The sequence below is a fragment of the Phenylobacterium aquaticum genome (assembly GCF_022695515.1).
GTDB classification, from domain to species: domain Bacteria; phylum Pseudomonadota; class Alphaproteobacteria; order Caulobacterales; family Caulobacteraceae; genus Phenylobacterium; species Phenylobacterium aquaticum.
In genome coordinates this window covers 1-14,924 of record NZ_JALDPT010000034.1, presented here as the reverse complement: position 1 = coordinate 14,924, position 14,924 = coordinate 1, and the positions used below count along the sequence as shown (strand labels likewise).

Here is a 14,924-nt window from a genome sequence, read left to right as displayed (position 1 = left end):
GCAAGGACGGCGCCGACAGGGAAGGCCGCGCAGATGATTCCTTACGTCCGCGAGATCAAGTTCGAGTACGGGGCCTGCGACCAGGTCTCCCCGCTGATCCGGCGGGTGGTGGCCAACAATCCCGGGCCCTTCACCTATCTCGGCACCGGCACCTATATCGTCGGGCGCGGCGAGGTGGCGGTGATCGATCCTGGCCCCGACCTGGCCGAGCATCTGGACGCGATCCTGGCCGCGATTCCCGGCGAAAAGGTCAGCCACATCCTGGTCACCCACCACCATTCCGACCACTCGCCCCTGGCCGGGCCGCTGAAGGAAAAGACCGGCGCGCCGATCTATGGCTGCGCGGTGGGCGCGCGGGCCGCCGAGTCGGTGGTGGTGACCGAGGCCGGCTCCGACTTCGGCTTCACCCCGGACGTCAGCCTGTGCGGCGGCGGCCAGATCCTAGAGGGTCCCGGCTGGACGCTGGAGGCGATCGCCACACCCGGCCACACCTCCAATCACATCTGCTTTGCGCTGAAAGAAGAGAACGCCCTGTTCTCCGGCGACCACATCATGGGCTGGTCCACCACCGTGGTCTCGCCGCCGGACGGGGACATGACGGCCTATATGGAGAGCCTGGAGCTCATCAAGGCGCGGAACTTCACCACGCTGTGGCCGACCCACGGCCCGCCGGTCACCGAGGTCACGCCCTTCATCCAGGCCTATATCGACCACCGCCGCGAACGCGAGGCCCAGGTGCTGGGCGCCCTGGCCCAGGGCCACGGCCGGATCAAGGAGATGGTGCCGGTGCTCTATGCGGCCGTGGACCCCAGGCTCCACCCCGCCGCCGCCCGCTCGGTGCTGGGCCACATGATCGACCTGGTCCGCCGCGGCAAGGTGGTCACCGACGGCGAGGCGGGCCTCGACAGCGACTACCGGCTGGCCGGCTGATCTTCGGCCAGGGTGATGTAGAGCTCGGACTCGATCACCCACTGGCCGGTGACCTTGCGCCAGCAGGCCAGATAGGTCCCGGACATGGTCTGGTCCTGTCCGGCCGTCCGCCAGAGCGCGGTCCAGGCGCCCTGCTCGGCGGCGCGATCGCCAGACTGGTCGAGGGAGATCTCGCCGCTGGTGCGCACATAGTTGACGAAGGCGGGATCGCGGAACTGGCCGGCGAAGGCCGCCACCACCGCCTCGACGCCGGAGATCAGCGAGCCGTCCCCGGTGATCAGATTGACGTCCTTGGCCAGGAAGGGACGCAGGCGGGCGGCGTCCTTGGCGGCGATCAGCTTGTTGGTCAGCTTGCGCCGGGCGCGGATGGCGTCGTCCGGTGCGGTCATGGCTCGACCACCACGGTGCCGACCTTGGTCCCCGACTCGACCAGCTCATGGGCGCCGGCGCAGTCCTCAAGCGGGAAGCGGCCGGCGACTGAGAGCATGCGCTCGCCGGTGGCGATCCAGCGGGTGATGTCCTCCTGGGCCCGCTTGCGCGCCGCGTGCGGGCTGACCGGCAGATAGACCCCCTGGATCAGGAGGTTCAGGCGCATGACTTCCCCGGCCGGGACCACGGGCGTCTGACCGCCCTTGCTGGCGTAGTAGGCCAAGGACCCGTTCAGCCTGAGGCTCGCCAGGCTGGCGGCCAGATTGCCCCCGAAGTCGACATCGACGACGTGGTGCACGCCGGCCCCCTCGGTCAGCTCGCGCACCCGGGCGGCGACATCCTCGCGGCGATAGTCGATGACATGGTCGGCGCCGCCGGCCCGGGCCCGGTCCAGCTTGTCCGGCGAACTGGCAGTGGCGATCACCGTGGCGCCGGCCCACTTGGCCAGCTGCACGGCATAGCAGCCGACCGCGCCCGCCCCGCCGGTCACCAGGACGGTGCGGCCCTGGACCGGTCCGGCCAGGAACAGGGCGCGGTGGGCGGTCATGCAGGGGATGCCGAGGGTCGCGCCCTCCGCGAAGCCGACATGATCCGGCAGCTCGGTCAGCAGGTCGGTGTCGAGCTCGATATATTCGGCCGCCGAGCCGAAGGCGCGGCCGTTGCGCTGGCCGTTATAGAACCAGACCCGCTTGCCGACCCAGGCCGGGGCGACGCCCGGCCCCACCGCCTCGACCACGCCGGCCCCGTCGCTGTTCGGGGTGATGCGCGGATAGGCCATCGGGCCCGCTCCGCCGCCGCGCATGCCGACGTCCGACGGATTGACGCCCGAGGCGCGGATGCGAACCAGGGCCTGGCCATGGCCCGGCGTCGGGGTGGGCAGTTCGCCGAACTGTAGCACCTCCCGCGCGGGCCCGGTGCGGTCGTACCAGATGGCGCGCATGACGGTTCGACTCCCTCGACTGTGGCGGCCGGAGCATCGCGGCGCGCGGGCCGGCGGGCAAGCCGCGTGCCGGCCGGCGGCGCGACTTTGGACAAGGCGCTGTCCGAGGTGATGATGGCGGACGTACGGGAGAGATCCATGGTCGAGATCAACGCCGATCTGGTGCGCCGCCTGGTGGCCGCGCAGTTTCCGCAATGGGCGGCCCTGCCGGTCCGGCCGGTCGCGGTGGGGGGCTGGGACAATCGGGCGTTCCATCTTGGCGAGACCCTGGTGGTTCGCCTGCCGAGCGCAAAGCGTTATGCGCCCCAGGTCGAGAAGGACCAGGCCTGGCTGCCCCGGCTCGCGCCGCACCTGCCCCTGCCCATCCCCGCCCCCCTGGCCAAGGGCGCGCCCGGCGAAGGCTATCCGGGCGCCTGGTCGATCTTCGCCTGGCTGCCCGGCGAGACGGCTCTGGCCGAACCGCCTGCGGACCGCGTCGCCTTTGCGAGCGATCTCGCCGGATTCCTGGCCGCCCTGCAGCGCATCGACGCCGCCGACGGCCCTCCAGCCGGGCCGCACAACTTCTTCCGCGGCGGGCCGCTGGCGACCTATGACTCAGAGACCCGATCGGCGATCGCCGCCCTGGGAGACCGGATCGACGCCGCCGCCGCCCTTGAGGCATGGGACGCCGCCCTGGCCACGACCTGGGCCGCGCGCCGGTCTGGGTGCATGGCGACGTCGCCGCCTCGAATCTGCTGGTGCGGGACGGGCGCCTGAGCGCGGTCATCGATTTCGGCAGCTGCGGCGTGGGCGATCCGGCCTGCGACCTGGTCATCGCCTGGACCTTCCTGGCGGGCGAGAGCCGCGCGGCCTTCCGCGCGGCCCTGCCTCTCGATGCCGGGACCTGGGCGCGGGCTCGCGGCTGGGCGCTGTGGAAGGCGCTGATCACCTTGGCCCAGGCGCCGGGGGTCAATCCGGCGGGCTACGGCGCCTCACGGCAGGTGCTGGACGACGTGCTCGCCGAGCACCGGGCGCTCTAGACCAGCCCGGCCAGGAGATTGATGGTGAGCGCCAGGACCCCGGTGTTGAACACGAAGGCGACCAGGCTGTGGGTGGTGCCGATCCGCCTCTGGCTCTTGGAGGTGAAGGCCACGTCGGCGGTCTGGGCGGCGACGCCGATGACCACGGCGAAATGGACCAGATCCCAGTAGTCGGGCTCCTCCCCGCCCGGAAAGTTCAGGCCGCCCGCGTCGCAGCCCGGACCGCCGCCGCGGCGGTAATATTCGTGCCCGTAGTGCAGGGCGAAGATCAGCTGGACCACGAACCAGGAGATGGCGACCGTGGCCATGGCCAGGCTGGCCCGGAAGGCCAGCACCCAGCCGGTCGCGCCCTTGGCGAGGCCCAGCTCCACGGCGATGGAGCCCAGGCTGGCGATCGAGGCGATCAGCACGATGCCCAGGATCATGCCCTGCCCCTCGTCCTGTCGGGCGACGGTGCGGCGCATGTCCTCGACGCTCTTGCCGCGCATGAACATCAGCATCGAGACGATGAACCAGATCCCGCCGACGTCCCAGGCGAGGATCGAGCGGGTGCTCCAGGGCGCGGCCCACGGGGTGACGCCGAGCAGGAACCAGGCGATCAGGCCGGCCAGGGCCGCGGCCGACAGATGGGGTCGGCTGGTGAGCACGCGCCAGATGCGCCGAGGCATGGGTCGAACCGGTCGAGCTGTCATGAAGCCAGACTAGGGGATTCCGCGAAATTCGGCGCGGCCCGCGTGAGGCGACCCGATCCGGGCCAAGTCGGCCTGGGCGGGGCGCCGCGTCTCGGTCATACCGCGCCCGGGGACGCCTATGCGCTTGGAGGCCTGACATGACCACGCAACAGATCGACGCCGCCCATATCCCCGCCGTGACCTCGGGCGCCTATCCGCTGCGGGCGGGCAACCTTGTGCGCCCACTGGTCGATGGCGAGCCGGCCTTCCGCCGGATCTGCGAGGCGGTCGAGGGAGCCCGGCGCAGCGTCTGGCTGACCGTCGCCTTCCTGCATGACGACTTTCTGGCGCCGGACGGGCGCGGCACGCTGTTCGACGTGTTGGACCGCGCCACGGCCCGGGGCGTGGACGTCCGGGCGATCTTCTGGCGGGTGAACCCCGAAAGCCGGTCGGTCGAGCACCACACCTTTTCCGGCTCCGCTGACCAGCAGGCCATGCTCGCGGCGCGGGGCTCGCGCTTTCTGGCGCGCTGGGACCGGGCCGAGCGGGTCTATTGCCAGCACCAGAAGAGCTGGCTGATCGACGCCGGCCAGGAGACCGAGACGGCCTTTGTCGGCGGGATCAATCTGGGCGCGGCCTATGTCAGCCCGCCCGGCCACCCGCAGGCCGATGGCGAGGAGCACATCCACGACGTCTATGTCGAGGTCACGGGCCCGGCCGCCACCGACGTGCACCACAACTTCGTGCAGCGCTGGAACGCCGCCAGCGAGCGCGCCGTGGCGAACGGCGTGTTCGGCCATGCGCCGGGCGAGGCCGACCTGCCCTTCCCGACCCGCCTGTCCGCCCCCCGGGGCGACAGCGGCGTGCAGATCCAGCGGACCATCCGCGCCGGCCAGTACGCCGGCGACCAGCAGGCCCCGGAGGCCAGCCCCTTCGACATCGCCGCGGGCGAACTGTCGATCGTCGACCAGTACCGGCAGGCGATCGATGCGGCCCGCGCGACCATCTATATCGAGAACCAGGCGCTCGGCGCCCCGACCACCCTGGCGGGCCTGAAGGCCGCGCTGGAGCGCGGGGTCCAGGTCGTGGTCCTGACCCCGGCCGAGGCCTATGGCGAACTGAAGGCCGCCCGCCAGCGGCCTGAGAGCAAGCCGTTCTTCGACCAGCTCGCCGATCTGGGAACCTATGACAATTTCACCCTGGTCGGCATCGCCGGGCCGACCGCCCAGGGGGGGCGCCACATCGTCTATGTCCACGCCAAGGCGATGCTGATCGACGACGCGTGGGCGACGATCGGATCGTGCAATATCGCACCCCGCTCGTTCTTCGGAGACAGCGAGATGAACGCCAGCATCTGGGACCCGGCCGTGGTCCGGGCGCTCAGGGTCGAGCTGCTGGCCGAGCATCTGGGCCAGGACACCTCGGCCCTCGACGACCGCCAGGCGCTCGCCCTCTATCGCGAGATCGCCCTGGCCAATACGGCCAGGCGCGCGGCCGGCGAGACCGACTGGCAAGGCCTGGCCTTCGCCCTCGATCCCGCCCGCTACGGCGAAGTTTAGAGCATTTCCCGAAAAGCGTGTCGCACTTTTCGGATCAAGAAATGCTCTAACCTTTTGATTTAGAGCCCTTCTTATCCAGTTTGGTTGAGACAACCAAACTGGGAAGCGCTCTAGCCCGCGACCCAGTTGCCGTGGAACCCGAAGGGCACCCGGCGCGGGACCTCCGCCAGGGCGATCGGGCCGGCGGCGACGTTCTGGGCGTCGAAGACCGCGAAGTCCGAGCGGTTCTCGGCGGCCCGCCAGATCACGGCGGTCAGCCAGCCTTCGCCTTCGGACGCGTTGTCGCTGGCCGGGGTGAAGACCGGCTCGGAGGTCAGGTCGCCGCCGTTCAGCTCATAGACCGAGCGCTTGCCCGTCGTCAGATCGATATGGGCGATGGCGTTCAGCTTCACCGAGCCCGAGCGGGTGGTGTCGCCGGCGAACCAGCCGTGGCGATAGGCGCCGCCGGCCAGGCGCTCGTCGAAGCGCGGGAACTCGCCGTCGAGGTCGTCGATCGCCTCCTCCCGGATCGCATCGGAGGCGCCGGACAGATCGAAGGTCCAGCGCGCCAGCCGCGCCGCCGACTTGGCGCCGCGCGAGCCGTCGGCCAGGGGGAATAGGGGCGCACTGTCATAACGGAACACGTCGGCGACGATCTTACCGTCGACCTCATAGGCGTTCATCGGGTGGAAGACGTAGCAGGCGCCGGTGTGGAACCAGCGGATGGTCGAGACGTCGGCGTCGCGGCGCATGACGCCGACATAGGCCGCCTTCTCCGGCTCCCAGGCATAGGCCGGCAGGCCTTTCATGGCCCGCTCCAGGCTGCCGGTGAGCGGCATGACCGGGAAGAGGACGTAGTTCTCGGTGACCATGAAGTCGTGCAGCATGGCCGAATAGGGCGCCTCGAAGTTCGAACGGCGGACCACATTGCCGGTCTTGTCCGTCACACCGTAGCTGAGGGTGGCGTTCAGGGGCGTCTCGCCGACGCTGTAGCCGAACCAGACCATCTCGCCGGTCTTGGGATCGAGCTTGGGGTGGGCCGTCACCCGGCCGCGATAGGCCTCGACATAGCCCAGCGAGTTGAGGGTCTTGGGCTCCATCTCGAAGGGCATGTGGCCCTCCTCCAGGGCCAACAGGCGGCCGGCGTGGCTGACGATGTTGGTGTTGGCCACCCCGCCGTCCTTGCCCATGGCGATCGGGTCCGACGCCATGGGGTTGAAGCCGGCGAACAGGGACCGGCCATGCTCCCGCTCCAGCTCGAACTTCGGCGTGCGGACATAGCGGTTGCGGTAGGTGACCTTGCCGTCCTCGACCGCGAAGGCGTGGATCATGCCGTCGCCGGTGAACCAGTGATAGTTGGGGTCGCGGGGCTCGAACTGCGGATTGGGGCCGGTGCGATAGAGGGTTCCGCGCAGACCCTTGGGGATCTCGCCCACGACCTTGAGGTCGAAGTCGTCCTCGCTGCGCACAGGGGCGAAATTGCCCGCCAGATAGGGATTGATGCGAACGTCGCCGTCCATGGCGTGTCTCCCTTGTTGTGGGCCTTCGAGGGCCCTTTTCATTCCGCTAGATCAGGGCCGCACGATATGGCCTTCGTCCGGGGCGGCGCGGCCTTCGAGCACGGTGGCGTAGGCGGCCTCGAGCCCCTCGGCGCCCTTGTGCTGGACGAGCTTCAGCCAGGGCGCGCCGGCGACGAAGGCGGCGAGCGCCTTGCGGAAGCGGGCGTCGACCTCGGCCATGCCCCACTCGCCTGCCCGCTTGCGGATCTGGTCGGGGGCGAAGAACAGCACCGGCTGCGGGCCGGGCAGAGGCTGGGGCGCCCCACGAGGCGCCTCCCAATGGGTGCCGCCGACGATCAGGCTGCGGGCGAGATCGCCGCCCAGGGCCTCATGCACCGCCGCGGTCGTCGCCCGGTCGCCGGCGAAGTCGACATAGGCCGTCCCCGGCCCGGTCTTCAGCGACCCGGCCTCGGCGTAGGAAACCACCTGGTCATAGAGGCCGAGCCCGGCCAGCCGCGCTACGTTGGCCGGCGAGCTCAGGCCCACCACCTTCACCCCGCGGCTGCGCGCGTAGAAGGCCAGGCCCATGGCGGTCTTGCTCGACGCGCTGGAGAGCACCAGCGTGCGCACGGCCGCGTCCTCGCCCAGGAAATCGTCCAGCAGGAACGAGGTCATCAGGAGCGGCCGCAGCAGGGAGCGGTAATCGTCGTCGGCCCCCGGCGCCTCGGCGGCGTTATAGGCGTTGTAGGTGGGCGGCAGCTCGGCCCGATGGGGGCTGCGGTCCACATAGCCGTCGCGCGAGGGAACCAATTGCATCACCACATGGGTCGACATGGGCAGATAGCCGAACAGGCGCAGGCCCTCCGCCACGCCCTCGGCGCGCGAGGCGACGACGGTGGCGAAACCCCAGACCGGGATGCGGCCCCAGCCGTCCGGCGCGGGGAAGAATTTCCAATAGCCGAAGGCGTCGCCCATGGCGCCATAGGTGATGTTGTTGGCCGTCAGCGCGAAGCTCTCGACCGCCAGCAGGACCTGGCCCCCCGCCAGGTCGGCCGCCTGGGGATCGGGCGCCGGGGCGAGCTTGGTGACGCGCAGATCCTTGCGATCGATCAACAGATCCCACGCGGCCATCGGTCATACTCCCCCTGAATTTCTTACGTTGTAAATTTATTACGTAAGATGTAGCTCTGCGCAAGACCTAAATCGCCGAAAGGGGAGCATGCCCCGCGTCCTGTCCGAAACCGACGTCGCCGACTTCCGCGAGCGCCTGTGCGACGCGGCCGAGCGCCTGTTCGCCGAGCGCGGGCCGGACGCGGTGACCATGCGCCAGCTGGCCTCGGAACTGGGGGTCAGCCCCATGACCCCCTACCGCTATTTCGCCGACAAGGAAGACATTCTGGCCGCGGTCCGCGCCTCGGGCTTCAACCGCTTCGCCGAGGCCCTGGAGACGGCTTACGCCTCGGCCGCTGACGCCCGCACCCGCGGCTCGGCCGTGGGCGAGGCCTATGTCACCTTCGCCTTCGAGCACCCCCACACCTACAAGCTGATGTTCGACCTGAACCAGCCGCATGAGGAAAAGTACCCCGACCTGGTCGCCGCCGCCCACCGCGCCCGCGGCAGCCAGACCGACTACGTCAAGGCCCTGGTCGAGGCCGGCGTCATCGCCGGCGACCCCGAGGAGATCGGCCAGATGATGTGGGCCGCGGCCCACGGGGCCGTGGGCCTGGAGCTGGCGGGCAAGCTGCCGGCCGGGACGGCGCGCAGCCTGCTCAGGCACATGAACGGGGCGATCGCCCGGGGATTGCGGCCGGGGGCCTAGGGCCGAACCAAAATAATGACGCCCCCGTCACGACAGGTCTTGTCGAACACGGTTCATGGGGTGAGATGTGGGCGTCACGGGCCAATAGAGCCCGGCCAAAGCGAGGAACGCCTTTATGAGCGAGAGCGCCACCCTGGACGCCGCCACCGTCAAAGACGTTCGCGACGAGGTCTACGCCCAGCCGATCGAGAGCCTCAACGTCGCGCAGTCGGCGCTGTTTCAGGCCGATGCGATCTGGCCCTACTTCGAGCGCCTGAGGGCCGAGGATCCGGTCCACTGGACGCCGGCCAGCGACTTCGAGCCCCACTGGGCGATCACCCGCTTCAACGACATCATGGCGGTCGACACCAATCACGAGGTGTTCTCCTCGGCGAGCGGCATCAGCCTGGGCCCCAGCGAAGAGATGATCGCCAAGCTGGTGGCCAGCGGCGCGCAGATGACCGGCGGCCCCTTCGGCGGCCCGACCGGCGGGCCGACCATGTTCATCGCCATGGACCCGCCCAAGCACGACGAACAACGCAAGACCGTCAGCCCGGCGGTCTCGCCGCACAATCTGAAGATCATGGAGCCGCTGATCCGCGAGCGCGCCGGGATGATCCTGGACAGCCTGCCGATCGGCGAGCCCTTCGACTGGGTCGATAAGGTGTCGATGGAACTGACGGCCATGACCCTGGCCACCCTCTTCGGCATGCCCCAGGAGGACCGCCGCAAGCTGACCCGCTGGTCAGATACGGTGATGGCGCGCCCCGGCGACGGCGTCGTCGACACCTGGGAGGAGAAGCGCGCCGAGATGGGCGCCTATGCCGGCTACTTCCTGAACCTGTGGGCCCAGCGCAAGGCCAACCCGATCGAAGGCGACATGGTCTCCATGCTGGCCCACGGCGAGGCCACCAAGGACATGGATCAGTTCGAGTATCTCGGGAACATCATCCTGCTGACCATCGGCGGCAACGACACCACCCGCAACACCATCTCGGGGTCGGTCTATGCGCTGAATAAGCATCCCGACCAGTACGCCAAGCTGCGCGCCGATCCCGACCTCGTCCCCTCGATGGTGTCGGAGACCATCCGCTGGCAGACCCCGCTGGCCCACATGAAGCGCGTCGCGACGCGGGACTATGAGCTGGGTGGCAAGACCATCCGCAAGGGCGACAATGTCGTGATGTGGTACGTCTCGGGCAACCGCGACGACACGGTCATCGACCGGCCCAATGACTACATCATCGACCGGGAGCGGCCGCGCCAGCATCTCTCCTTCGGCTTCGGCGTGCACCGCTGCGTGGGCAACCGCCTGGCCGAGCTGCAGCTGAAGATCATCTGGGAAGAGATCCTCAAGCGCTTCCCCGAAATCAAGGTGCTCGAAGAGCCCCAGCGGGTCCCGTCGACCTTCGTCAAGGGCTACAAGAGCATGCAGGTGATGATCCCGCGCAAGCTCTAGACGGGCGAGGCGCGAGCTGACCTTCGCTCGCGGCTTGCGCGCGAATTGCGACGCGAGGGCGGCTGGGCCCGGCGCGCCAAGGCTCGGGTCGAGGCGGGCGTCGTCACCGGCGACCCCAAGAGATCGGCCAGTTGATGTGGGCCGTGGCCCACGGGGCGGTCGGGGTGGAGCTGGCGGGGAAACTGGCGGCAGGGGACTACTCGAAGCGTCCTGGCCGCCGCACTAGATCGTCCAAGCGTCGCGCGCCATGCAGCACGCGCCAGATCGCGATGCCGTCGCCCTCGGGAAGCGGCTCGTAGAAGATGAGATAGGGGCGCACCACGATGCTGCGCGGCCGACCGGAGAATTCCGGCCGTTCGCGCCCAGCATAGGGCGCGGAAGCGACCACCTCCAACGCGCCGTAGATACGGGAGAGGAAGCCGTCCGCGGTCGCGGGCGAACTCTCAGCAGCGATATGGGTCCAGATCTGGATCAGGTCGTTGCGCGCCGCTGGCGCGCGAAGAATGCGAGCCATCGTCGGTCGAGAGCGTCAGCGCGCCGCCCTGGCGTCGCGCAGCAAATCTTCCAAGGGTTCGAGCGGCGTCGCTTCGCCCCGCAGGACCTCGTCACGACCGACCGCGAGCTGGGCGGCGATCTCGTCGTGATGCGCCGCGACGAAAACGTCGAGATCGGCGTCAGGCGCGACGGTGCGATGAGCGCTGGTGGACTTGGAACTCATGGCGCGAGCATAGCACAGGGCTGTGTCGAGGTGAACGTCTCGGCGCAGACGCAGACCGACGACCGCCCTCGGTTGCCGACGGCGTCACCGCCGGCGCCCCCGAGGAGATCAGCCAGATGATGTGGGCCGCAGCCCACGGGGCGGTGGGGCTGGAGCTGGCGGGCGAACTGCCGGCCTGGGCGGCGCGGAGTTAGCTGCGGCACATGAACGGGGCGATTGCGCGAGGGTTACGGCCGGGGGCGTCGGGCGGGGGATGGATGGGTTGGCTCGCCTACCGCACCGCCACCGCCGCCCCTGCCCCGTCCCGCACGTCGTGGCCGCCGAACATGTCGGCGCCGGGGGGGAGCGGGAGGCCTAGGGACAGGGCGCGGCCCTGGGCGTCTCTGGGCGAGGGTTTCAGGGTGGGGGCGCCGGTGACGATGCCTTCGGCTATGCCCCAGGGGTCGTCGTCGATGATCTTGTAGCCGCGCTGTTCGAGCAGGCGGCGGGTGTCGGCCGAGAGAGCGTAGGGCTCGGCGTAGATCACGTCGGGCAGCCACTGGTGGTGGAGGCGCGGGGCGTCGATGGCGGCCTGCACGTCCATGCCGTGGTCGACCATGTTGAGGATGGCCTCCAGCGTGATGGTGATGATCCGCGAGCCGCCCGGGCTGCCGATGATCAGAGCGGGCTTGTTGTTCTTGGTCAGGATGGTCGGGCTCATCGAGCTGAGCGGGGTCTTGCCGGGCGCGATGGCGTTGTTGGCGCCCTGGATCAGGCCGAACATGTTGGGGGCGCCGACCAGCGAGGTGAAATCGTCCATCTCGTTATTGACCAGGATCCCCGTGCGACCGGCGACGCGGTGGGCGCCGAACCAGTCGTTCAGCGTGTAGGTCACCGAGACGGCGTTGCCCTTGGCGTCCAGCACGTCGAAGTGGGTGGTGTTGTGGCCCTCCTGCGCCGGCTGGGGCGGGCCCAGCGTGGCGGACGGGGTGGCGCGTTCGGGGTCTATGCCGGCGCGGAGTGTCGCGGCGTAGGCCGGGTCGGTCAGCTGGGCCACGGGGTTGGCGACGAAGTCGGGGTCGCCCAGCTTGTTGTTGCGGTCGACGAAGACCCGGCGCAGGGCCTCGGTCAGGACATGGACCTCGGCGGCCGAGTGGAAGCCCATGGCCGCGAGGTCGTAGCCCTGAAGGATGTTCAGCGCCTCGCAGATGGCGACGCCGCCGGAGCTGGGCGGCGGGGCGGAAATGACGTGATAGCCGCGATAGTCGCACTCGACGGGCTTGAGCTCGCGCACCCGGTAGCGGGCGAAGTCGGCCGGGGTGAGCACGCCGCCGCCGGCCCGGGCGGCGCCGGCGATCGCGGCGCCGATCGGGCCCTTGTAGAAGGCGTCCGGCCCCTGGGCGCTAATGGTCGTGAGGGTGGCGGCGAGGTCGGCCTGGACCAGGCGCTGGCCCTTGGCCGGAACCTTGCCGCCCGGCAGGAAGATCGCCCTGGCGGCGGGGTCGCGGGAAAGGCCGGGGGATTCCAGCGCGATGACGCCGACATCGCCCTGGCCCAGCACGAAGCCCTCGCGGGCGAGCTTGATGGCCGGCGCCATGAGGGTCGCGCGCGGTAGGGAGCCGTAGCGGATGCGGGCGGTCTCCAGCCCCAGGACCGTGCCGGGGACGGCGACGGCCCGCCAGCTGTCGGTCGAGGCGCCGGGGACGAGCTTGCCGGCCTTGTCCTGGAACATGGTCGCCGTGGCGGCCATGGGCGCCTTTTCGCGGAAGTCCAGGAAGGTGGTGCGGCCGTCGGCCAGGCGCAGGGTCATGAAGCCGCCGCCACCGATATTGCCGGCCTGGGGATAGACGACGGCGAGCGCATAGCCGACCGCCACGGCCGCATCGACGGCGTTGCCGCCCTTGCGCAGGACCTCGGCGCCCACCTCCGAGGCCAGGTGCTGGGCGCTAACCACCATGCCGCCGGAGCCGGCGACGGGCTCGGGCGAGGCGGCGTGGGCGGCGCTGGCGGTGAGCGCCGTGGCGCAGAGGACGGCGGCTAGGAATCGCATGGCGGGCTTTCTTGGGCTGCGGGCCGATTGGAGCGTCCGAGGGGGGTTCGGTGTCAAGCGCGCGGGGTGTATGGACAGCCTCCCCGCACCGCCCCGGAGAGCGCCATGGATGGTCCCACGTCCCACTTCTATTTCTCGCAGCGGCTGCGGCTGCACTATGTCGACTGGGGCAATGAAGGCGCGCCGCCGCTGTTGCTGGTGCATGGCGGGCGCGACCATTGCCGCAACTGGGACTGGGTCGCCGCCCGGCTGGCCGACCGCTATCACGTCATCGCCCCCGACCTGCGCGGTCATGGGGACAGCGGCTGGGCGATCGGCGGCGGCTATGACATGGGGGCTTACGTCTATGACCTGGCCCAGATCATCCACCAGAAGGGCATGGCGCCGGTCACCATCATCGCCCACTCCCTGGGGGCGGGGATCGCCCTGAACTATTGCGGGACCTATCCGGAGACGGTGGCCAAGATCATCGCCATCGAGGGGCTGGGCCCCTCGCCCAAGGTGATGGCCGAGCAGGGCAAACGCAGCGTGGACGAGCGGCTGCGCGACTGGATCGCCGACCGGCGGGAGAACTCCGGCCGCTCGCCCCGGCGCTATGCGAGCCTGGAGGCGGCGGTGAAGCGGATGGCGGGCGAGAACCCGCACCTGTCGCCGGAACAGGCGCGGCACCTCACCGTGCATGGGGCGCACCAGAACGAGGACGGCACCTATAGCTGGAAGTTCGACAACCACGCCCGCTGGGGCGGCGGGGTCGGTGGCCTGACCCATGCCGACCAGCACTATCTGTGGAGCCGGATCACCGCCCCGGTGCTGCTGGCGCGCGGCACGGAGAGCTGGGCCTCGGACCCCGTGGCGGACGGGCGGATCACCCACTTCCAGAACGCCCGGCTGGTGAATTTCGAAGGCGCCGGCCACTGGGTGCATCACGACCAGCTCGACGCCTTCATGGCGGCGGCCGAGGCCTTCCTGGCGGAGTAGCCTAGCCGCCCGCGAAGGCCCGCATGGCGCGGTCCACGTCATAGGGGCGCTCGTGCAGGGTGGCGGGGTCCCACTCGCTGCGCGGGGCAGCGAAGAAGTCGCCGCCATAGATGTGGATGGCGCCGGTCACCTGGCTGAGCGGATTGATCACCGAGTGGATGACCTCGGCGCCGAAGGCGATGGTGTCGCCGGTCGCCAGCGACTTGGCGCCGGCGGCCTCGACCTGGCCGTGGGCGTCATCGGGCAGACGCCGCCAGAGGATGTTGTCCTCGCGCCCACCATAGACCCCGATCACCGCCCACATGGCGTGGTCGTGGGGCATAAGCACGAACTTCGGCCCCCAGAGCACATTGAGGATGGTGAGGTCGGGCGAACGGTAGAGCGCCTGGACACCGCCCTTCTTGGGCTCGCCCAGGGCGCGGACGACACCGGCCGGGTCGGAGACCGCGCGGGCGACGATCTCGCGCACCTCCCCCGACGGCCGGTCGGCGGCGAGCGCCGCGCGGCAATCGGCGGTGAGCTGGTCGAGATCGAACATCGCCCTACTTCTCCCCGCCGTGGCCGAGCGACCAGACATAGGCCGAGATGGCCTTGAGCTCGTCGGGGCCGAGGTTGGCGCCGCCCATGGCGGGCATGGGGCTACGGTACTTCTTCGGCTGGGCGACGCCCTGGCTGATGGTGGTCGAGAGACCGGCCAGCGAGCCGTCGCTCCACATCCAGGTTCCGGAGGTCAGGTCAGGGCCGAGCGGGCCGCCCTTGCCGTCGGCGCCGTGGCAGCCGGAGCAGGTTCCGCCGGCGGCTTCGCCGCGCCAGATGCGGGCGCCCAGGGCCAGCTGCTCGGAGGTGACGCCGCTGGGCATGGGATAGACCTTGGCGGCCGTGGTCGGCGCGGCGCGGCCGGCGGCGGCGCGGCGAC

Annotated in this window: 15 protein-coding genes and 1 pseudogene; 6 read left to right on the top strand and 10 right to left on the bottom strand. The window is 69.9% G+C overall.

The window, feature by feature from the left end:
* Positions 1 to 33: 33 nt before the first annotated feature.
* On the top strand, positions 34 to 930 hold the full coding sequence (locus MQH10_RS20595; protein ID WP_242565859.1) for an MBL fold metallo-hydrolase: 897 nt from the start codon (positions 34 to 36) through the stop codon (positions 928 to 930).
* Here MQH10_RS20595 and MQH10_RS20590 read toward each other — a convergent pair.
* Together MQH10_RS20590 and MQH10_RS20585 are read right to left on the bottom strand one after the other, a co-directional pair.
* Positions 912 to 1,319, bottom strand: coding sequence for a YybH family protein (locus MQH10_RS20590; RefSeq protein ID WP_242565858.1), 408 nt, complete (start codon positions 1,317 to 1,319; stop codon positions 912 to 914). The two genes, MQH10_RS20595 and MQH10_RS20590, sit on opposite strands and share 19 nt — an antisense overlap.
* Positions 1,316 to 2,299, bottom strand: coding sequence for an NADPH:quinone reductase (locus MQH10_RS20585; protein WP_242565857.1), 984 nt, complete (start codon positions 2,297 to 2,299; stop codon positions 1,316 to 1,318). The genes MQH10_RS20590 and MQH10_RS20585 overlap by 4 nt, the downstream gene beginning before the upstream one ends.
* Positions 2,300 to 2,410: 111 nt before the next feature.
* Between MQH10_RS20585 and MQH10_RS20580 the strand changes: the two are divergent.
* Positions 2,411 to 3,318: pseudogene (locus tag MQH10_RS20580) on the top strand (aminoglycoside phosphotransferase family protein).
* Here the strand turns inward: MQH10_RS20580 and MQH10_RS20570 are convergent.
* Positions 3,315 to 3,986 (bottom strand): DUF1345 domain-containing protein, encoded by a 672-nt coding sequence (locus tag MQH10_RS20570; RefSeq protein WP_242565854.1) that lies wholly within the window; start codon positions 3,984 to 3,986, stop codon positions 3,315 to 3,317. The pseudogene MQH10_RS20580 and the gene MQH10_RS20570 overlap by 4 nt on opposite strands.
* Before the next feature lie 161 nt (positions 3,987 to 4,147).
* Between MQH10_RS20570 and MQH10_RS20565 the strand changes: the two genes are divergently transcribed.
* Entirely contained in the window at positions 4,148 to 5,548 is a 1,401-nt protein-coding gene (locus MQH10_RS20565; RefSeq protein WP_242565853.1) for a phospholipase D-like domain-containing protein, read from the top strand.
* Positions 5,549 to 5,658: 110 nt separating this feature from the next.
* Here MQH10_RS20565 and MQH10_RS20560 read toward each other — a convergent pair whose 3' ends face one another.
* Both MQH10_RS20560 and MQH10_RS20555 read right to left on the bottom strand, forming a co-directional pair.
* Positions 5,659 to 7,047, bottom strand: coding sequence for a carotenoid oxygenase family protein (locus tag MQH10_RS20560; RefSeq protein ID WP_242565852.1), 1,389 nt, complete (start codon positions 7,045 to 7,047; stop codon positions 5,659 to 5,661).
* A 51-nt stretch (positions 7,048 to 7,098) separates the two neighbouring features.
* The gene (locus tag MQH10_RS20555) at positions 7,099 to 8,157 is read right to left on the bottom strand and encodes a DUF2855 family protein (protein WP_242565851.1); all 1,059 of its coding nucleotides are present in this window, start codon (positions 8,155 to 8,157) and stop codon (positions 7,099 to 7,101) included.
* 88 nt (positions 8,158 to 8,245) lie between these two features.
* Between MQH10_RS20555 and MQH10_RS20550 the strand changes: the two genes are divergently transcribed.
* A complete protein-coding gene (locus tag MQH10_RS20550; protein WP_242565850.1) occupies positions 8,246 to 8,845 on the top strand; it encodes a TetR/AcrR family transcriptional regulator in 600 nt (199 codons plus the stop codon).
* 115 nt (positions 8,846 to 8,960) lie between these two features.
* The gene (locus tag MQH10_RS20545) at positions 8,961 to 10,283 is read left to right on the top strand and encodes a cytochrome P450 (RefSeq protein WP_242565849.1); all 1,323 of its coding nucleotides are present in this window, start codon (positions 8,961 to 8,963) and stop codon (positions 10,281 to 10,283) included.
* Between the two features lie 196 nt (positions 10,284 to 10,479).
* Here MQH10_RS20545 and MQH10_RS20540 read toward each other — a convergent pair whose 3' ends face one another.
* The 3 genes from MQH10_RS20540 to ggt all read right to left on the bottom strand — a co-directional run bounded on the left by MQH10_RS20540 (position 10,480) and on the right by ggt (position 13,030).
* Positions 10,480 to 10,797 carry a type II toxin-antitoxin system RelE/ParE family toxin gene (locus tag MQH10_RS20540; RefSeq protein ID WP_242565848.1) on the bottom strand — a complete coding sequence of 106 codons (318 nt, stop codon included), beginning with the start codon at positions 10,795 to 10,797 and terminating at the stop codon, positions 10,480 to 10,482.
* Between the two features lie 15 nt (positions 10,798 to 10,812).
* Positions 10,813 to 11,001 carry a hypothetical protein gene (locus tag MQH10_RS20535; protein WP_242565847.1) on the bottom strand — a complete coding sequence of 63 codons (189 nt, stop codon included), beginning with the start codon at positions 10,999 to 11,001 and terminating at the stop codon, positions 10,813 to 10,815.
* A 271-nt stretch (positions 11,002 to 11,272) separates the two neighbouring features.
* On the bottom strand, positions 11,273 to 13,030 hold the full coding sequence (ggt, locus tag MQH10_RS20530; RefSeq protein WP_242565846.1) for a gamma-glutamyltransferase: 1,758 nt from the start codon (positions 13,028 to 13,030) through the stop codon (positions 11,273 to 11,275).
* A 105-nt stretch (positions 13,031 to 13,135) separates the two neighbouring features.
* On the opposite strand from ggt, the gene MQH10_RS20525 reads away from it, so the two are divergent.
* Complete coding sequence (locus MQH10_RS20525) at positions 13,136 to 14,008, top strand: alpha/beta fold hydrolase (protein WP_242565845.1); 873 nt, start codon at positions 13,136 to 13,138, stop codon at positions 14,006 to 14,008.
* Position 14,009: 1 nt separating this feature from the next.
* Here MQH10_RS20525 and MQH10_RS20520 read toward each other — a convergent pair whose 3' ends face one another.
* Entirely contained in the window at positions 14,010 to 14,546 is a 537-nt protein-coding gene (locus tag MQH10_RS20520; protein WP_242565844.1) for a hypothetical protein, read from the bottom strand.
* Between the two features lie 4 nt (positions 14,547 to 14,550).
* Positions 14,551 to 14,924, bottom strand: a 374-nt coding sequence (locus tag MQH10_RS20515; RefSeq protein WP_242565843.1) for a c-type cytochrome, incomplete at its 5' end; no start/stop codon positions are given.